The 20,518-nt window shown below is 46.1% G+C and carries 11 protein-coding genes; 4 read left to right on the forward strand and 7 right to left on the reverse strand.

The window, feature by feature from the left end; genetic code table 11:
• Window positions 1–42 precede the first annotated feature (42 nt).
• Together B5X68_RS10065 and B5X68_RS10070 are read left to right on the forward strand one after the other, a co-directional pair.
• Window positions 43–963, forward strand: coding sequence for a helix-turn-helix domain-containing protein (locus B5X68_RS10065; RefSeq protein WP_082214553.1), 921 nt, complete (start codon window positions 43–45; stop codon window positions 961–963).
• A gap of 190 nt (window positions 964–1,153) precedes the next feature.
• Window positions 1,154–2,593, forward strand: coding sequence for an energy transducer TonB (locus tag B5X68_RS10070; RefSeq protein ID WP_082214554.1), 1,440 nt, complete (start codon window positions 1,154–1,156; stop codon window positions 2,591–2,593).
• A gap of 44 nt (window positions 2,594–2,637) precedes the next feature.
• On the opposite strand, the gene B5X68_RS10075 is transcribed toward B5X68_RS10070, so the two are convergent.
• The 3 genes from B5X68_RS10075 to B5X68_RS10085 are packed head-to-tail and all read right to left on the reverse strand — an operon-like array spanning window position 2,638 to window position 10,468.
• Window positions 2,638–5,694 carry a PA14 domain-containing protein gene (locus B5X68_RS10075; RefSeq protein WP_082214555.1) on the reverse strand — a complete coding sequence of 1,019 codons (3,057 nt, stop codon included), beginning with the start codon at window positions 5,692–5,694 and terminating at the stop codon, window positions 2,638–2,640.
• Between the two features lie 11 nt (window positions 5,695–5,705).
• Window positions 5,706–7,433: a RagB/SusD family nutrient uptake outer membrane protein gene (locus B5X68_RS10080; protein WP_082214556.1), complete on the reverse strand. Its 1,728-nt coding sequence runs from the start codon at window positions 7,431–7,433 to the stop codon at window positions 5,706–5,708.
• A gap of 20 nt (window positions 7,434–7,453) precedes the next feature.
• Window positions 7,454–10,468, reverse strand: a complete 3,015-nt coding sequence (locus B5X68_RS10085; RefSeq protein WP_082214557.1) for a SusC/RagA family TonB-linked outer membrane protein — start codon at window positions 10,466–10,468, stop codon at window positions 7,454–7,456.
• A 249-nt stretch (window positions 10,469–10,717) separates the two neighbouring features.
• Here B5X68_RS10085 and B5X68_RS10090 point away from each other — a divergent pair, with 249 nt between their 5' ends.
• Both B5X68_RS10090 and B5X68_RS10095 read left to right on the forward strand, forming a co-directional pair.
• Window positions 10,718–14,692: a hybrid sensor histidine kinase/response regulator transcription factor gene (locus B5X68_RS10090; RefSeq protein WP_229208357.1), complete on the forward strand. Its 3,975-nt coding sequence runs from the start codon at window positions 10,718–10,720 to the stop codon at window positions 14,690–14,692.
• Window positions 14,693–14,757: 65 nt separating this feature from the next.
• On the forward strand, window positions 14,758–16,959 hold the full coding sequence (locus B5X68_RS10095) for an alpha-galactosidase (RefSeq protein ID WP_082214559.1): 2,202 nt from the start codon (window positions 14,758–14,760) through the stop codon (window positions 16,957–16,959).
• 44 nt (window positions 16,960–17,003) lie between these two features.
• Here B5X68_RS10095 and B5X68_RS10100 read toward each other — a convergent pair whose 3' ends face one another.
• The 4 genes from B5X68_RS10100 to B5X68_RS10115 all read right to left on the reverse strand — a co-directional run bounded on the left by B5X68_RS10100 (window position 17,004) and on the right by B5X68_RS10115 (window position 20,398).
• Window positions 17,004–17,312 carry a hypothetical protein gene (locus B5X68_RS10100; protein WP_082214560.1) on the reverse strand — a complete coding sequence of 103 codons (309 nt, stop codon included), beginning with the start codon at window positions 17,310–17,312 and terminating at the stop codon, window positions 17,004–17,006.
• Window positions 17,313–17,399: 87 nt separating this feature from the next.
• Window positions 17,400–18,635 (reverse strand): ice-binding family protein, encoded by a 1,236-nt coding sequence (locus B5X68_RS10105; protein WP_082214561.1) that lies wholly within the window; start codon window positions 18,633–18,635, stop codon window positions 17,400–17,402.
• 96 nt (window positions 18,636–18,731) lie between these two features.
• Window positions 18,732–19,292, reverse strand: a complete 561-nt coding sequence (locus B5X68_RS10110; RefSeq protein WP_082214562.1) for a helix-turn-helix domain-containing protein — start codon at window positions 19,290–19,292, stop codon at window positions 18,732–18,734.
• Window positions 19,293–19,489: 197 nt separating this feature from the next.
• Window positions 19,490–20,398, reverse strand: a complete 909-nt coding sequence (locus tag B5X68_RS10115) for a TolB-like translocation protein (RefSeq protein ID WP_082214563.1) — start codon at window positions 20,396–20,398, stop codon at window positions 19,490–19,492.
• Between the last annotated feature and the right edge of the window lie 120 nt (window positions 20,399–20,518).

Raw genomic sequence — 20,518 nt, forward strand, 5'->3', positions numbered from 1 at the left:
GAATTTGCCACAGATTTTGTTTTTCACGTTTAAACGCAAAGAATGAAAAAATCAGGTCATCTCCGGTTCCATTCGATTTCAGCTATACATCAGGCTTTTGGATTGCCGAAGCCGCAGCACCCCTTAATAAGCCTTACGCATTTTGATGAAAACAATTCATTTAATCCCGCCAAAGCACCTGCTTACGATGTATTGGATTTTTATAAAGTGACATTCAATGTGCAAAATAGCGGCAGGCTGAAATATGGGCAGAGTTATTACGATTATGAAGAAGGAAGTATGATGTTTATGGCGCCTCAGCAACTGGTTGGCGCAACGGAATATCACGAGGGCGGAGAGTCTTATGTGTTACTGATACATCCTGATTTTCTATTGGGATATCCTTTGGCACAAAAGATAAAACAGTACAGTTATTTTTCGTATTCGGTAAACGAGGCTTTACACTTATCTGATCAGGAAAAGGGCATCGTTTTGTCGGTTTATCAAATTATTGAGCGGGAGCTGAACAGCCGTGTCGATGAATTCAGCCAGGAGATCGTTGTTGCCCAGGTTGAATTATTATTGAGCTATGCCAGCCGTTTTTATAAACGTCAGTTTGTAACCCGCAGAGCTTCCTGTACCACTATTTTGGAAAAAACCGAATGTGTCATCAATGACTATCTCAACAACCAAAAGGCACTCGACAGGGGATTGCCAACTGTGCAGTATTTATCGGAACAACTGAATGTTTCTTCCGGATATTTAAGCGATATGCTACGCTCGCTGATCGGTCGGAACGCACAGCAATATATCCACGAAAAGCTCGTAGTGAAAGCCAAGGAGAGGTTATCCACCACCGATTTGACTGTCAGTGCAATTGGTTACGAACTTGGTTTTGAGCATTCGCAGAGTTTTAATAAGTTTTTCAAGAATAAAACCCAGCAATCGCCACTGGAATTCAGGCAGCTGTTTATTAATGCTTAATTGTTTACACAGCCATTGGCGCTCGACCACCCGGTATTTGCGGTCCGCATTTTACACAGGGATCTGAGCGCTTGACTGGCTATCTTGCCTGTTCGCAAGGGAACATGGATATCCGATGTATGAACACTTTTTGTAGCTTGCGCTGCCGGAATTTTTTATTTTTATCCTCGTATAGTCAAGAAATTAGCAAATGAAAGGTTTAGTAACGCTGTTTTGTCTCATCAGTTTTTCTACGTTTTCACAAACAATTTACCAGGTCAATGAGGTAGAAAAAGTTGCGGAGCCCGCTGGCGGGCTGGGACTATTCAATCGGTTTGTTGCGGCCAACCTGAGAATTCCCGTACATGCTGCCGCAAAAGGACTTAATTCGCGGGTTCTGATCAAAGGTGTTGTGGAAACAGACGGAACTATGACAGGGCTTGGAGTTGCGCGGTCGCTGGATAGCTTGTGTGATATTGAGGCATTACGCGTGATGAGCCTATATAAAGCCTGGAAACCTGCCCTCGTGAAAGGTCAGCCGGTACGGCAGGCTGTGGTATACCCCGTTGTTTTCCGGACGGCACCCATCCCTTCCTATGACAGCACGCAAAGTGCAATGATTGAATATTTTGACAGAAATCACATAATGGTTTCCGACGACAAAAAATTCAAATTCAGAAATGTAATTCCTGTTGACCGTTACGGGGATGTACGGGCGGATATTCTGTTTCAGGAGAAAAGAGGTGGAGAGTGGAAAACGGTGAAAACCTTTCCATTTCAGAAGGATGAAATTTGGGTAAAACTAACTGGTGTGATTAAGCTGGATTCCGTGCAAGCTTATCGTATTTCTGCCAATATGGGTAATTGGGAAAGTCCTTCCGAAGAGATAATAACCCAGGCGGACGGCCGGCTTCTGTCGTTTGTTGCCTACCCGGGAAGTGGGAAACTACCATCGGTAAGCAAGTCTTTTTTCAGGAGCGGAATGTTACGGGAAGAAAAGATCTCCGCAGACAGCCTTACGCAGATTACCAGCTGGTACGAAAACGGGCAGCTTGGAAACGTAATTCTGCTGGATCATAAAAACAAGGTTTCAGTGATCGAAAACTGGGATATGGACGGAACCATTCTGGTAAAAGAAGGTTCCGGAACGGCCAGAATTCAGGCGGGAGTTTATGACGGGGAGATGGTTTATGAAGAGGGGCCGGTTGTAAATGGTTTAAAAACGGGTCATTGGATTGGCAGGCATTCTATCAATAATCTGGTTTACGAAGAAGATTACCAGGATGGAATATTAATGAAAGGTGTGAGAAATCCCGGAGAACAGCCGACGGAATACACGATAGACGCGATCCCGCCGAAGTTCCGAGGAGGGCCCAATGAGTTTGTGAAACTATTGAACCAGCATGTTGATATCTTCCCTACATTGAACCCCGCGAACGGGATTCCAAAGGGCAAACTCCTGGTTTCCTTTATCGTGCATGAAAACGGAAAACTTAGCGACTATTCGCTTGACAGGGGTGTTGCTAAAAATGTAGATAGGCAAATCATGGAAATGATAAAGAAAACGAGTGGCGGCTGGGATCCGGCGGTGAAAAAAGGCAAAAAAGTGACCACCAGGTATACGCTGCCTATTAACTTTGAAAGCAGATAGCATTGAAATGCCCGTCAAATTTACATGAAGTCTGGTCATAATGATTAAAGACTTTTGGGGATTTCGTTCATATTATACCAAGCTTCGGTGCTCCAAAGTTTGTTGCCGTTCCTGCTCGTGACGGTTTTGCCGTTCAGGTGAATGTAAACGATGTGTTTGCTTTTCATGCCGGCCAGTTGCAATGTTACTTTCTTCCGGTCAGCAGAGACTTGCACTGATTTTACAGCCAGATTTTCTTCATCCAGCTTTGGGCCACCATAATCCGCAGTGGGCTTAAACCACCATTGACGGATTTCATAATCGGATGCAGCTTCACCAGCGCCTTCCTTTAATGGTTCTGTAAATTCAATTTCAACACCGTCGGATTTGGCTCTGACCGCCAGCATTTCAAATGCAACTTTATTGTTGAAAGTCAATTTTTGCAAACCGTAACCCAGCTTGCCTGTATGTCCCCAGTTCCCGGTAGAGCCCACGCCGCCTATGTAAAGCGAGCCATCCGGGCTCCAGACCAGGCGGTTAACGCCCGCTTCCAATCCCTGTGTGAACCGAAACACAGCGCCCTGGTAAGCACCGTTTACTTTCTCGGCAAACACCCGTTTAATACCGCCATGCGTCACGTCGCCGTGGATCATTTGATTTTGATAGGGACCTACATTCAGCTTTGCAGGCTGGCTGGGTGAATTACCGATCTCGTCCTGAGTAAGCCATACTACCGGAGGCGTTTCTTTGCGATTTGCAGTTCCTTCAAAATCCACCGAACGTGAACCGTACCATGCGCCTTCCTGCAAATGAATGATCTTGTTGGCCGGCAGCCAATCACCCTGGTTATCGGCAATAAAAATCTCATCATCTACGCCCAGCCCAATGCCATTTGGTGTCCTTAATCCGGATGCTACGAATGTGAATGAGCCGTCCTTTTTAGAGATTTTAACCACTTTTCCACGGTCCGGGATCTGTGGTTTGGTGCTCGCTCCACCGGGGTTAATGGCAGTTGCCAATGTTCCGTAGAAATAGCCGTCTTTGTACACCAGCCCGAATGCGAATTCGTGGAAGTTGGCAGAGACTTTCCAGCCGTTGCAAATGGTCTGATATTCGTCAATGAGCTCATCTTTGTTCAGGTCGACCAGCTTGGTCAGTTCCTGTTTTTGCATGATGTAAATTTCATCATCCACCACTTTCAAGCCCAGCGGCTCGGCCAGACCGTATGCAATGCGTTTTACCTTAATGTCATTCGGCGTTGTTGCTTTGCGGCCGTCGACAATGTAAACGGAGCCCAATGAATCCCACGTGCTGACAACCATTCTGCCATCAGTCAGAAAATCCATTCCGCCTACTCTGGGCTGGAAATTATCCGGCCTTGCCTGTGCCAATGTAAAGCTTGGATGCACGGCAACGAGCGGCGACTTATCTCCCGGAACATCTTCTTTCTTAACGTCAACGGGTGTTTCGCCGGTCTTTTTAATATCGGCACCTTTGTAAGTGAAAACACTTGGCGGAACCACTACAAACTCCTTACTGCCATATGGCCGCCATTGCAAAGAAAGTCCTTTGCCAAATGCGCCCTGATAATACTCAACGCGGAAAGGATGTTTGCCTGGCTTCAAAATGATCTCGCCATCCGTCGGTTGCAATCCGTGGTTAACGCCGTTATCGATCACCATTTGGTTATCGATAAAAAGCTTTCCGCCATCGTCGCATACGAGTCTGAAAACAATGTTGGTCGTTTTTTTAATGTTGATAAAACCACTTGCGTAAATGGCAAAGTTGTCTTTCAGATCACCAAAATCTTTGTCATCCAAATGCAACGCATTGATCGAGCCGGATTTAACGGGCAACATTTCATCATTAACTTCCGGAACACTGCCGATGCCGCTGGCGAATTGGTAAATGTTCACCGCGATGCCGGGTCGGGCCTCGGCAGGTCGGGCCGCGCTCGGTTTCTCATTTGCCGAAGCGACTGTTGCGGGAGCGATGGATTTAAGAACAATCGGATACGCTGGCTTCGGCATTAATTTGTTTGCCGCCTGCGCTCTTTCCTTGTCTGCGTCCAATTCCAGAATGTAGGAAACCATTGTTTCTGCGTCCTCTTTTTTCAAATCCGGGTGCGGCGACATAGCGATTTGTCCCCAATTGCCTGCACCACCTTTGATTACTTTGGTAACGAGCGCATTCTTGTTTTTATCATTATTATCGTAGCGTTCGGCAATGGCTTTGTAAGCTGGTCCAACGGTTTTGACTTCCTGGTTATGGCACGTGTTACAGTCGCTTTTTGCAAAAAGCCCGGCAACCATATCCGCCTTGCTTTCCTGCTGAGCGGATTGCGGCTGCGCAGGTTTTTCGGTTAGGTTGACTGACAATGTTGTTTTGCCATTGTTGTTCAAAACCAGTTTTCCATCAACGGCTTTGAAGGCTTTGTTTCCAGCAGTTTCGTCACGCTCATTGGTCACGGAAAACTTGCCGTCGGTTTTGTAATCTGTTGCAGCAGTCAGCGAATTCAAGTGTAGATTCAATGTTACCTGAGCGCCCGCAGGAGCATTGGCAACAGTGAATACGCGTTCAAAACCCGCTTTTCCATTTCCGGCATCAAAAAACTCAGGTCTTTCTTCAACTGAAATCTTCTTGCCCTGATAATCCAGGTCATATTTCAATGTTACCTGATTTTCCAGCACGGTGTGACCTTTGTAACTGATCTCCGGCGTGATTTCTTTGCCATCTGCAGTGATGCGCCACGGATTTTCGTCCGGCTCCTCCATGTAAGTGGTTCCGATGGAAACGGGCTGCGGGCCGTGTGAAGAGGTGTAAACCGGTCCGCTGAAATCGATTCTTCCGTTCCATGCTTTGTATAAAGCGGCAGTTTTCGTGTTATAGGCTAGCCAAAGATTATCGTGCAATGCAATGCTGAGAATCCGTGGTCTCGAATCGAGCACCGAGCGTAAAACCCAGGCTTCGCGCGGGCGTTTTACATCTGAAAAGCCAGCATGGGTTGCTGGCTTTGAATTGAAACTTTCCGGGCCTCGGTAGGCTGAGCCAAGCACCGCAACGATTATTGCGGCACTTAGCACAGTCAAACTTAGCCCAGCAAAAGGCTTATTGAATTTCATTTAAATAAATTTTAGTAACCAGGGTTTTGCTTCAATTGTGGTGAAGAGTTCAGCACATTTTGTCCGATCGGGAAAATGTCCGTGTGGTTGTCGCCATCCGGCTTTTTATCCCACCAGGTTCCCGTGCTGAATACACCCCAGCGAATCAGATCTGTTCTTCTTCGGCCTTCCGCCAGGAATTCACGCATCCATTCATCTAGCATTTCCTGGTCGGTAAGCTCGGCGCCGTTGGCTTTGTAAAGGCTCGGTGAGCCGGCTGGATAATTGCGTTTGCGGACGGTGTTCAGCAATGTTGCCGCTGCCGCTTTGTTGCCTGCGCGATATTTACATTCAGCCAAAGAATAATAGATCTCTGCAAAACGGATTTCTGCATAAGCCGAAGAAATCTTGTTCGGATCATCACTTGGGTAGTAAGGATATTTCACCGGATAAAGGCCCGAGTTGTTATCCGCATTGTTCATGTTGGAAACCTTGTCGGCAATCTTGGTTCCTGGTTTTGCATCCAGAAATTTACCGACCTGATCACGCAGGAACAGGGGATAAGGGCCTTTGAAACCTCTTACTGTGTCCTGTTTACCCGCTGGATTTTTGTAAGGCAAATATCCGTAAAGGAACATTCCCTCACGCTTGCTGCCACCCAGGTTTTTGTATTTTTTCAAACGCAGATCATCCTTGTATTTCTGGAATTTGATAAATGGTTTTCCCAACGTAAAGCTGTATTCAACACTGTCGACATCGCGTCCAGGCTGCATGGCATATTTAGGGTTCGCGTTGCCAAAGTCGGTGAATCCGAAATAGCTTGGTGCCAGGTTTGGCAGCATCCAGAAATACATTCCGCCGTCATACTGCCAGTGCGTTTGTGCAAAGCTGCCGGGGAAACCGAACATGGTTTCTTTGGAAGTGGGGTTAGTATAATCAAATGGTGCATCCCAGCGCGTTTCCAATGCATAGGAGCCATATTTCCCATCAATGATCTCTTGCGCAAGCGTTTCGCAGTCTTTGAAACGATCTGTTCCTGTGTAAACCTTTGCATTCAGGTAAAGCCTGACCAGCAATGCAGCCGCGCTGCCTTTGGTCCAGCGTCCACTTACATTATCGCCCAATGTTGTGTTGGTCGAAAGCTTCGGAAGCGCGTCTTTTAACTCCTGCTCAATGAAAGCAAATGATTCCTGTGGAGTAGACTGCACGCCGCCTTCGGTCTGGCCTTTTACTTTGGTAACGATAACAATGTTGCGGTAAAAATCCAGCAAACGAAGGTTTAGCCAGGCGCGGAGCACTTTCAATTCTGCGATCATGCCGTCCAGCTCTTCACGCGTCATTTCAAATTTGGATGGATCGGTAATGCCTTCCAGATCTTCCAGCGAGTTGGTTGCCAGCGTTACGCCTCCGTAAAGTGCGTTCCAGGCATCGCTCGTATAGCCGTCCTGCGGAGTCCAGGTGTGGTAATGCACGCGCTGGAACTGTCCGCCGTCAAACCAGTCGCCCTGGCGGTTCGGCGTCATCATTTCATCCGAACTGTTCTCTTGCAGCATAAATGTGCTTCCGCCCTGAATGCTCCAGTAACTGTGTTCAAACGCCCTCAAAAAGTCCCGCGTTACGTCATCACGCGTTTGCAGGAAGTTTTCTGAGGTGATCCGGTCGTATAATTCTTCGTCCAGGTTGGTGCAGCCCGCCGTTACAGACAGCAGCGCACAGGCAGCAAACCGGAGCATATATTTTGAAATTTGATTCCTTTTCATTTTTGAATTAGGTCAGCTTATTAGAATGTAAGTTGTAAGCCCAGCAGCAACTGAGTCGTCGAAGGATAGTAATCCAGCGTGCCGTTGTTGTCGCCATTAGTGCGAACGCCCGGGTAAAGTCCGTTCACCTGGATCAGGTCGGGATCTCCGCCTGTGAACTTGGTGAATGTCGCCAGGTTTCTGGTCGTCGCATAAATTCGCGCCGACTGCATAAATTTGGTTTTCAGCGGCTGCGTGTAGCTTAGCGTAATGTTGTCGATTTTCAAAAAACCGCCCGGTTCCAGAAAGTAGTCCGAAAGCGACGAGTAAGTGGAAGTGCTGGTCAGCTTGGAATATTTGCTGCCGTCATATGCCGAAGTAAGCACATTGGCATTTTCCTGAGCAGCCGGTGTTCCCAGATAGAAAGCATACGTGTTGAAAAGCTTGTAGCCAAATGTGCCGCGCAGAAACACGCTCAGATCCCAGTTTTTGTATTTGAATGAGTTGGTAATCCCGGTTGTGAACTTGGGAAGACCATTTCCTACAAACTGCTTGTCATCATTGTTGGCTTCATTAGCAGGCACAATGTCCCCGTTTCTGTTGTAAACCAGCAATGCGCCATTGTCATTTACACCCGCCGATTTAAGCGCATAAAAACCGCCTATCCGCTGATCTTCCTGCAAACGCTGCAATGTTCCAGGGCTTCCCGGTGCAGGCATGCCCACAACGTCAACAAACTTTTGTCCTTTGTACAGATCATTAGAAAACGAAACAAATTTGTTGTCATTCCATGCGCCGGTGATGCCTAGGTTATAGCTGAAATCGCCTTTGTTTACAACCGCTGCATTCAACTGCAACTCCACACCCGTATTGCGCATTGTTCCTACGTTGGCAAATGTCTGACCCTGAATGTTTGGCGGGTTAGGCACATTGTAGTTACCCAACAGATCCTTGTTGGTGCGCACATAATAGTTCAAACTACCATTGATCTTGCTGCTGAAAAGCTCAAAATCCACACCCGCATTGAAGTTGATCGCTTTTTCCCAGCGAAGGTTGTAGTTGGTGTTTTGGTTGGGACCCCAAACCTGGTAAGGACTGCCATTGTAAGGATAATATCCATAACCGCCGTATGTATCAAGCGATTTATAACTGTCAAAATCCTGGTTACCCGTTTCACCATAATCGGCGCGCACTTTTAATTCGTTCAGCCAGGGAATGTCTTTCAGAAAGCTTTCCTGCGTCACGCGCCATGCAAGCGATGCGGCTGGGAAATATCCCCATTTGTTGTCATAACCGAATTTGGAAGAACCCTCACGGCGAAGACTGGCAGACACGTAGTATTTCTGGTCAAAATCGTAGTTCACACGGCCGAAGAACGCAATCAGCTTCGCAGTGTTTTTGTATGAAGCAACCCCATTAACGCCTTCTTCCAGGTTCCATAATCCCGTTCCGAGGCCATTATAGGAAAGCACATCGGATGGGAATTTTTCGTTGGCAGCATCAAAACCGGAGTTGGTAAAATATTGATAAGAGTAACCCGCAAGCAATTTGATCGAATGTTTGTCCAGATCCAGGAAATAATTTCCCAACCATTCCAAACTCTTCTGATCGTTGTCGTCCAGATACTGCCTCGCGGAATTGCGCTTGTTTCCGTTAACAACTGTTGTGTTGGTGGATGGCGTAAACCAATATCTGCGCGTCGATTTGCTCACTTCTCCAAATGTCACAGTCGTGTTCAGATTTTGCAGAATGTTCCATTTCGCAGAACCGTTCAAGTCCAGATATTTAATTTCCGAATCGCGGATCACGGTTTTAGCGTTTTCAACAGGGTTATTGGCAAAAAATCCGGAGTTGATGTAGTTGTAACGACCCGCAGAATCTCGAACTGAAACCGTCGGGTTCAATGTCAATGCATAATTGAATCCGCTGTAATCAGCGTCGCTTGTTTTGGCATAACGCGGTGCCACACTAAATGTCAATGCAAACATATCATTGGCAGTCGTGTGGTTAATGTTCACGCGGCCACCATATTCTCTTTTCCCGGCACGAAGGTCAATGCCTTGTGCATCCCGGAAATCGACCGAGCTGAAATAATTCGTCTTGCCATTTCCACCCGAAAACTGCAATGTATGCTTGTGCGAAAACGATGGCTGACGGCTCACTTCCTTCATCCAGTTTGTGTTTCCGCCAAAATCGACCCCGCGCTTGTTTGCCAGAAACTGGTCTTTTGAAAGCACTTCAAGCTGGTTGGTCAGATAGTCGAAAGTCGTGTAACCGTCATAGAACAAGCGCGATTCGGCCGAGCCTTTTTTGGTTGTGATCACGATCACCCCGTTGCTTCCGCGCGTTCCGTAGATGGCAGAAGCCGCACCGCCTTTCAGCACGTCGATGGATTCGATCTCATTCTGGTTAATGTTATCAATGTTACCACCCGGAATTCCGTTGATGACATACAATGGCCCCAAACCTGCGCTGCGTGAAGAAGCACCGCGCAGCTGAATGTTAGGCGAGGAGTTAGGATCCGCGCTGGACGTGTTCGTTACCGAAAGTCCGGCCACTTTTCCCTGGATCGCCATCAGCGGGTTGTTGCTTCCCACACGAAGCAGGTCCGAAGAAGAAAGGTGCGTGATCGCGCTCGAAACTTCTCTTTTGTTCAAAGATCCATATCCGATCACGACCACTTCATTAAGGGTTTTTTGATCTTCTGCCAATGTGATCTCCACATTTGACTTGTTTGTTACATCCACATCCTGAGCCAAATAACCTACGCTGGAAACCGTAAGCGCTTTGGCGCCTGTCGAAAGTTGCAATGTGAATTTCCCCTCGGCATCCGTTGTGGTTCCGTTAGATGTTCCTTTTTCAATAACCGAAACCCCGGGCAAAGCGCCTGATTTATCGGAAACTTTACCCGAAATTGAAGTGCCGGTCTGGGCCTGTGCCACACCCGACAAGACAACGAACATGCCGAAAAGCATTGCCCACGCAGCCTTTGCAGACCTGCGCATCAGCTTTGGTTTTTCGGCAGCTTTTGCCCGTTTGTACAAATTATTTTCCATTAAAATTGTTGTTTAACCGGATTAGTTAGGTCCGTACTTGTTACTATCTGATTAATAAATTGTATTAATTTAAAGTGTTGCGAAGTTCCTGCTTTGCTAATTAATGGAATGATCTGTGCGTCTCAATTTTAGATCAAAATGTCTCAACATTGATTTTTATAAATCAGCAATGATTTTACAGGGATATATTTATAAATGTGTTTAAGCAAAACCAGGTCTGCATGGCGGCAGGCGCCTTCAATAAGCTGTGTGAAAAATCTGTTTACGACTGTTTGCTGCTTGTTTTTTGCTTTGGCCTGCATGGGCCAGAACGGGGATTATTATTTCAAAAATTACCAGGTTTCCGATGGCCTTTCGGGCAATGCAACCGGGGACATTATCCAGGATAAAAAAGGTTTTATCTGGATCGCCAGCCGCAACGGGCTCAACCGGTTTGACGGCACAACATTCAAGATTTTCACCAGTAAGCAGGGCGATTCAACGAGCCTGGGCAGCAACTCGGTTTTCTCCATTTTTGAGGATGGAAACGAAAAGCTGTGGATCGGCACGCATAAGGGCGTATACATTTACGATCCCGTCGTGGACGAGTTCAAACCCTTCAAGCTTATACGTAGCGGGGAAGTGCGCACGATCAGGGGCGACAAGGAAGGAAGAGTCTGGATCATTTCGGATAACCAGCTTTACCGGTTTGATTCCAAAAAAGGCACTGTAAAATCAATTCCCGATGCGGCTAACACGGTGTCCATTCACATGGCCGCCAGCGGAAAAGTGTGGGTTGCACATAGCAACGGCATTATCCGTTGCCACAGTCCCAAGACGGCCCATGTTGCTGAATACAACCTTTCGGGGCGTGTTAATGAGATTTTTTCCAACACGCGCATGCACTCAGTTTCTGACTCTGCCTTGCTGATCGGAAATATGAAACGGGTGCTGCTTTTTAATTACAAAACAGGCGGCATTACCGATATTTCCGAGCAAACCCGACAAAAGGACGATATTTACATTCATACATTTTTCCAAAACGGTAAAGACGAATATTGGCTTGGCTCAGAGTCCGGACTGTATATTCTGGACCTGAAAAGAAAGAAAATGGAGCAGATCGTGAAGGAAAAGTACAATCCTTATTCGATCACTGACAACATTATCAATGCTATTTTTAAGGATCGGGAAGGCGGGATCTGGGTTACGACCCAGTTTGGCGGGGTCAATTATTATTCCTCAGAATTCAACCGTTTTCGAAAATACTTTCAGCAGCCCGGCAACAGTATCAGCGGCAACCTCGTCCACGAAATTACCAAAGATCAATACGGCAAGCTTTGGGTGGGCACCGAGGACGCAGGCCTGAATCAGCTGGATCCTACAACAGGAAAATTCAGAGCATTTTTACCCGACGGGAAAAAGGGCAGCATTGCTTACCGAAACCTGCACGGGCTCGTTGCCGACGGCGACAAATTATGGATCGGGACTTATGAGCACGGTCTGGATGTGATGGACTTGAAGACAAACAAAGTTGAGCGGCATTACACGACGAACTTACCCAATTCCTTTGGCAGTAACTTCGTGGTAACCCTTTACAAAACCCGCGGATCAGACATTCTGGTGGGAACTTGGTCGGGGTTATTTAAATACAACCGGAAAACCGACGATTTTTCACCCATTGATTTTGTGAATACCCAGGTCCAAAGCATTCACGAGGATCGGGAAGGCACACTTTGGGTGGCGAGCTATGGAGGCGGGGTTTTTTATTTTAACCCAAAAACAAACAAAAAAGGAAGGATACGATATGTTGCCGGAAAGCATGGCGGACTGCTGGATAACTACATCAACAGCCTTTTTCAAAGTAAAGACGGCGATCTTTGGTTTTGCACAGAACATGGATTGTCCAGATATAACCCGGTAACAAAAGCATTCAAAAATTACCGCATTGAAAACGGTCTGCCCGATAACCAGGTTTTTCGCGTGCTGGAAGATGATATAGGGAACTTCTGGATTTCAACATCCCGGGGCCTTTCCATGCTGAATGCGAAAACGGGCAAATTCACCAATTATACCGAAGCAAACGGACTTCCCAGCGAACAGTTCAACTATAATTCGTCCTTTAAAAACGACGACGGAACCTTGTTTTTTGGAACTGTGGCGGGGTTGATCAGCTTCAAACCGTTATCATTTACTGAAAATACTTATGTGCCGCCGGTTTACATTACGGGTATCCAGGCCAATAACCAGGAGCTGCGTATGGATGAGAAAAACTCGCCGCTGACGAAGTCGCCCATTTATACCAAAGAGATCGAGCTGCCCTATGACCGTTCGAGCCTGAGCTTCGACGTGGCCGCACTCAGTTATGTAATCCCTGAAATGAATAGTTATAAATATCAGATGCAGGGGCTTGAACCGCAATGGATTACATTAAGTAACAGCAAAAAAATCTCTTTTTCAAAACTCCCGCCGGGTCATTATGTGTTAAGGATCAAGGGCTCCAACAACGACCAGGTTTGGAATGGCCGGGAAACGCGGCTGAACATTGATGTGCTGCCTCCGTGGTGGGCCACAATATGGGCTTATATGCTGTATTTCGCGGTTATTGCGGGAATCGCGATCACTGTATTTCGCTATTATCACCTGGCCGTGGGTGAAAAAAGCAAGCGCGAAATCGAGGCGATCAAGATTGGAAAGGAGCGCGAGATCTATAATGCCAAAATCGATTTTTTCACCAACGTCGCCCACGAGATCAGAACCCCGCTGACATTGATAAAAATGCCGCTCGACAAACTCCTGGCCCATGAGCATGCCAGTGCAGAGACTTTTGAAAACCTGAATATGATAAACAGAAATGCTAACCGGCTCATTGACCTGACGAATCAGCTGCTTGATTTCCGAAAAGCGGAAGCCAATAATTTTAGCCTGAATTTTACCAAAACCGACATTAATGAACTGCTTAGCGATGTGTTTGTAACATTCAAACCCGCCGCAGAACAGAAGAACGTGGCCTACAAAATTGAGCTTCCGCGCATTACATTAAATGCTTACGTAGACATTGAGGCTTGCAAAAAGATCATGAGCAACCTGATCGACAATGCGATTAAATACGCGGATAATCTGGTGCGTGTCAAGCTTTTGCCATTCAACAGCGACGATTTGCTTTTTCACATTGAATTCAGCAATGACGGATTAATGATTGGTGATGAAGACAGCGACAAAGTTTTTGAACCGTTTTTCAGAAAGGAGTCCAGCCAGAAGCAGCAAGGGACTGGCATAGGCCTTCCGCTGGCGCGCTCGCTCGCGGAATTGCATAAAGGCAAGCTTGAACTCAAACATCAGGTTGCCGGTCAGAACACATTTCTGCTTTCGCTGCCAATTCATCAGGATTACGAAATGGATCTGAAAGGGGAGGATGAAGGTGCGCAAACCGAATATTTTTTGAATGAAGGACAGGACGAAGCCGCAGATCCTGCCAAACCTGTTATTCTGGTTGTGGAGGACAATGTGGAAATCCTCAATTACCTGAGCCGCGAGCTGAGTGCTGCTTATCACGTCATGCGCGCCATGGACGGTCAGCAGGCAATTGAAGTGATGCAGCGCGAAAATGTGCATCTGGTGATCAGCGACATTATGATGCCCGTTATGGATGGCATCGAGCTCTGCCGTGAAATGAAGCACGACGTGCGGTTCAGCCACATTCCCATCATTCTCCTGACCGCAAAAAATTCGATCAATTCCAAAATCGAAGGGCTGGAAGTAGGCGCGGACGCGTACATTGAAAAGCCGTTTTCATTTGACCACCTTGCGGCGCAGATCTCCAACCTGATCAATAACCGCAACATTATCAAGGAATATTTTGCGCGGTCGCCTTTAACGCACATTAAAGGGATTGCATTTACAAAGGCGGATAAAAATTTCCTTGAACAACTCAATGCCATCATTTCAATGCGGATTGCGGATAATAACCTGGACGTGGACCTGCTCTCTTCGCTGATGAACATGAGCCGACCGACCCTGTATAGAAAGATCAAAGGCATCTCTGATATGACCCCCAACGAGCTTATCAACTTGTCACGCCTGAAACGCGCCGCCGAGCTGCTTGCCGAAAATAAATACAAGATCAATGAAGTCGCAGATATGGTCGGATACAGCGTCCCAACCAATTTTTCCAGGGATTTTCAAAAACAATTTGGGGTGAGCCCTTCCAATTACATTATCAAGCTGCAAGCCGAGCGGCAGATGTAATCAACTTCCCGGTTGCATTGTATATTCACGATTTGTAATAGATCTTTCCCTAACCTTACCGATGCATGCTTGCGCCCAAATTCATCTTATTCTTCTTCATTTACCTGATTATAAGCCTTTTTCATGCTGCACCAGCGCAAAACTTACCGCAATGGAACGCAGAATTTGATTCGAAAAAGCCAGACGACTGGCTTATCAAACCGGTTGCCCGAAAGGCTGAAATTTACAAAACGCAGGGCGGGAAGGACATTGTGTTATATAATGGTTTGATAAAAAGAACTTTCCGCATTTCACCCGATCTGGCTTGCATTGGTTTCAAAAATTTAAGTAATGGACAGGAGCTTCTGCGTGCCGTAAAAGCAGAAGCGCGCCTGACATTGAACGGAAAAGAATACAACATCGGGGGCTTATATGGCCAGAAAGAGAATGGTTACTTGCTACCGGAATGGGTTGACAAATTTACGAGCTCGGACAGCGCTTTTCATTTCACCAGATATGCGGTGAAGGACATCGAAAATACGCTGAACTGGAAAACATCCATGTGGACCGGTTCGTCTAAAATGCCGACCGGGAAGACGATTACATTTCATTTTAAATCCAGTTTAAGCCAATTTAAGGATCTGGATGTGCAAGTGCATTATTCGGTGTTTGATGGCATTCCATTAATCAGCAAGTGGGTAACTATTGCAAATAATGCTGCCGGGATGGTGACGGTAAACCAGGTAGTGAATGAGATTTTGGCGGTGGTAGAAGAGGAGAGTGCCGTGGTAGGAAGTCCGGAAAAAATGGCCAAACCAAATGGCATTTATGTGGAAAATAACTTCGCCTTTAACAATGCCATGCGCTATCCGCTGAGCGACCAGGCGACGCATTGGAAGGTGGACAAAGCCTACACTTCGCAAGTAAATTATGAATTTCAAACGCCCTGCCTGCTCGAAGTGCATCCCAAAATTGATATGGGCGTAGTTTTAAAAAAGGGTGGGGAATTGGAATCCATCCGGACTTATGAGCTTTTGCAAGATAACTATGACCGCGAACGCAAAGGCCTCGCCATTCGCAAAATGTATCGCACCATCGCACCCTGGACCACATCCAACCCGATTTTCATGCATTTGGTCAGCAAAAATGACCAGGAAGTGAAAACTGCCATTGATCAATGTGCCGCAACAGGTTATGAAGCTTTGATTTTGAGTTTTGGCAGTCATTGTAACATGGAAGACACGTCGGCTGCAAATCTTCAAAAGTGGAAGCAACTGGCTGACTATGCGCACGATAAGCAGGTGCAGATTGGCAGTTATTCGCTTTTCAGTTCAAGGAAAATCAGTGATGAAGACGACGTGATCGATCCGAAAACGGGCAAGCCGGGCGGTGCGTTTTTTGGGAATGCGCCGTGCATGGGCAGTCAATGGGGATTGGGGTATTTGCAAAAATTGAAGAAATTCATGGCCTATACCGGCTTTAATATTTTTGAAAATGACGGCCCTTACCCGGGCGACGTCTGCGCCTCAACCACACACCCGGGGCATGACGGCCTGCATGATTCGCAATGGCGGCAGATGGAATTGCAAAAAGGATTATATCACTGGTGCAATGAAAACGGGATTTATGTCAACGCGCCCGATTGGTATTTTCTGGACGGAACAAACAAAGTGGGGATCGGCTACCGCGAAGTGAATTTCTCATTGTCACGTGATCAGCAAAAAATACTCAACCGCCAGAATATCTACGACGCTATGTGGAATGAGACGCCCTCGATGGTCTGGGGATTTGTGCCGCTTACTAAATATCAGGGAGGCAATGCGGATGCAGTCCTCGAACCGCTTTCCGAACATTTGGACGCATACGAGCAGCTGATGGTGCAGTATTATGGCGCCGGCATCCAGGCCTGTTACCGCGGGCCGAGGCTGTACGACACAGAAGAAACACGTAAAACGGTCGTTAAGGTGATTGATTGGTATAAAAAATACCGCGACATCCTGAATGCCGACATTATCCACCTTCGCCGCGCCGATGGCCGGGATTGGGACGGGATCATGCACGTAGATCCGCAATTGAAACATAAAGGACTTGTCATGCTCTATAATCCATTGAAGGAAGACATTACACGCTCCATTAAGCTGCCTGTTTATTACTCAGGCCAGCATGCAACTGTCCGGATCAGGGAAAAGGAAGGCGCTGGCAAAAGTTACAATGTCGGACGCGACTATCAAGTGGACTTGACAGTAAAAATTCCGGCGAATGGCTACACCTGGCTGGTAATGGAGTGAAATGTGCACGTAAATTAAACAATGATTGTTCCTAGGATAAATTTTCAGCTGATTCGATCAAAAAGTGCTTTAAGTTCCTGTTGATATTTAGAAGCTGCGTCCAAGTTAACTTCCCTTATCGCTTCATAATCCCGACTTTCAAGCTTGATTTTATTGATAATCGCCTGATGAAAAACCTCTGCGCCACTTTGTGTGAGTTCGGCGATGACGTCCCGGGCATTTTCCAGCACGAATGTATTCCATATCATAACTGTAATGGCATCGCCGGAGGTTTTATATTTATCTACATATTTGCCGATAACGGCATTGGTTCTATCTCTGTGACCTAATAATAAGTTGTGAAACGTGATCATCGATGGGGGATATTTAGGCTGGGAGGATTTAATTAAATTAGTGTGCATATAGCTGCTTACACCTATCTAAAGAATTTGGGAGAGCGACTATTTCTTCACTATTTTAGTACCATCCACTGATCCGTCCGCAAATGTTACCTTAACGATATAAAGTCCGGCTGGGAAATTATTGATATTGAATTCTGAAATCACATGAGAAGAACCGGCGCGTTTTTGATCCAGAATTAATTTCCCCGCCACATCCATAAATTGCACACGCTCAATCTGATCCAGATCGCTTGTAAGCACCGTTAAGCGGTCGATAGCAGGATTTGGATAAAGTGCCGTCCTGTTGTCCAATTGTGAGTTAATGCTTCTGATGCGACTGAAACCAAAGGTCTCGTCCTTATCAATCATTTTCAAGCGGTACAAATTATTGCCCGGGCGAGGAGTCAGATCCACGAAAGAATAGGAGAGAAGCTGCTTGCTATCACCACTCGATAACACACTTGCGATCTTGATCCAGGTCTTTCCATTCTGGCTGCGCTGGATTTCGAAACGGTCGCTGTTGGTTTCCGAAGTCGTAGCCCAGGTAAGCATTGCAGAAGCATTCTCGCCGTTTTTCACTTCAAAACTAACCAGTGTTACAGGAAGCGACACCTCTGCATTTGAAACAATGTTATTGTTAAGGGAAATTTTTCCAGCAACAGACAAGGCCCTGCCTGAAAGCGTAGCGCCCGAAGCAAGCGATATAGCACCGTCATTGACCACGCTACCAATAAAACTAACTCCCGCAGCCAGATTCAATGCGCCGCCAACTTGCCAGTAAACGTTTTTGGCTAAGACCCCCCCTGTAAGGATAATGGCCGCAGGTGCATTAACGGAAAATGCGCCATTGATCTTGATGATAAAAATGGCATCCACATCGCCATTCAGGGTCAGATTACCCGTGAGAGAAGTTGCAGCTGTGCTGCAATGGATACCTGGTAGCAATACCGTGCCGTCCGTGATTGTTGAGCTTAGCGAAAAATCGCATGGATTAATGGTAGGACTGGCAAGCAGGGCATAGGCCGCAGCAACGTCAGTGGCTGCGGCAACTCCGGTAACATCTGCGAAATGAGTTTGACCGGTGACCGTAATCGCATCGCCCGTTTGGACGCCTACTCCCGTGCCAATGTCACCCGTTACGGTTGTAGTGCCGGTATTGGCAAATTCCCCGACCGAGGTGTAAAGAGCAAAACGGTCTGCGACGCCGAAATTGGGCACCGTCTGAGCATAGCTAAAATTAATAGCAAAGATCGATAGGAAAGTAACTGTCAGAATGTTGAAGAAAGATGTTTTCATGTATCATATATATACTGTGAAGAAATTTTCACAATACAAATATGACTCGAGTGCGGTCAGGTAGTGTTATACTTAATGTCGAATTAGTTGTAACATTCACACATTTTCCAGATTGTTCTTTCTTTTGCCTTTTAATTGTTTATAAAAGGAGGGAGACAGACCGGTTATGTGTTTGAACTGGTTCGACAGATAGGCAACACTGCTATAATGCAGTTTGTGTGAGATTTCCGTCAGGTTCAGCTCGTCATATAGAATCAATTCTTTCACCCTTTCGATTTTATGAATGATGATAAACTGCTGAATTGTAATGCCCTTTACCTCCGAGAATATGTTGGCCAGATAGGTGTAATCGTAACCCAGTTGCTCGCTAATGTATTCGGAATGGTTCACTCGCGGCAGTTCATCTGAGTAGTGAACCATTTGGATGACAAGATTCTTGATTTTCTCAATCAGGATACTCTTTTTGTCATCCATCAGTTCCAAGCCTGATTGAAGCAGGTTTGATTTAAATGCTGCCAGCTGGCCGGGTAGTATATCACCGGTAATGTCTACCATTCCCAGGTCAAGGACGGTAAAAGGAATGTTTAACTTTTGCAGTTCTTCGGCCACCATCATCTTGCACCGCAAACTGACCATGTATTTAATATAGAGCTTCATTCATAGAGGCATTCAATGGTGGAAGGGTTTATCGAGTTTTAACTGGATTCTGCCAGGTGACTGCACCGTTACATCAAGGAAATTAGTGATAATAAAGCTAATTAATTCATAAGCACCCCATTTTTTGTAAAATAAATTCTATTATATCTGCCTTTATTACTACCAAATTGTCAAGCGGACATTCAGCCATTTTCCGGTTATCTCAGGGAATCGATAAGCTTAGCTGACATCCAGAAGATATCCCCATCGCGCGAAAAGAATAGATATTTGCCATCGCCTGTGACGAAAGGACAAAATTCGTATCCTTCGGTATTGACCTCCTTACCCATGTTTTTTGCATTTTGCCACTCGCCACTCTTACTTTTGAAACTAATGTAGAGATCACCTTTTCCCAGGCCGCCTGGACGTTCGGAGCAAAAAATTATATACTGCTCATCCGGAGAAACAAAAACGTCTGCTTCATAATGCTCGGTATTTACAGCTTTTCCCAACTTAATTGAAGGTGTAAATCCGCTTTTTGAAAAAAGGGATGAACGAACATCATAGTTTTTATCGCTAGCCTGGTCGGTGCCGCCATTCGAAGAGAAATACATTTTACCGGTTTGTGTAAATGACATATAATATTCATTTTTTCCGGTATTAATACTGGTGCCAGCATTGACAGGGATTTGTGACCAGCCGTCTTTTTCCCGCTCCAGGTACCAGATGTCAAAATCTTTCTTATCGCCTTTCCCATCTTTTGCCTGATCCGAAATGAAGAATAATCCCTTTCCATCAGCGGACAGGAATGGGTCATTATATTCATATTTATCGCTGCCAATGACCGTTTTGGGTGATGTCCATGTATTATTCGCGAAATAGCTGTACCGGATTTGCGGCTTCTCATTAATAATAACTGCATAATAGAATTCCTTTCCATCTTTCGAAAACACCGATCCGTATTCATAGTGGTCTTTCAAGGAAATTAAACCTGGGGCAAACACAGTGGGCACCGCTCCGGGGAATTTCTGGTTGAGATAGGTTGAGCTTTCTGATATCGTCTTTTGCGCAAGCAGTACATGGGGCAAAACAAGCAACGCAGTAAAAATGCTTTGTAAATGATTCATAGCATAAATGATTTGGATGGATGGCTACCGGCTGAAAGGTCGTATTGCTTTAACCCCATAAGAATATTATGCCACAAATTAACTATTTCTCTTTGAGGCGTTTATGTAGTTTCAAAATAA

The sequence above is a fragment of the Dyadobacter psychrophilus genome (genome assembly GCF_900167945.1).
Taxonomy (GTDB): domain Bacteria; phylum Bacteroidota; class Bacteroidia; order Cytophagales; family Spirosomataceae; genus Dyadobacter; species Dyadobacter psychrophilus.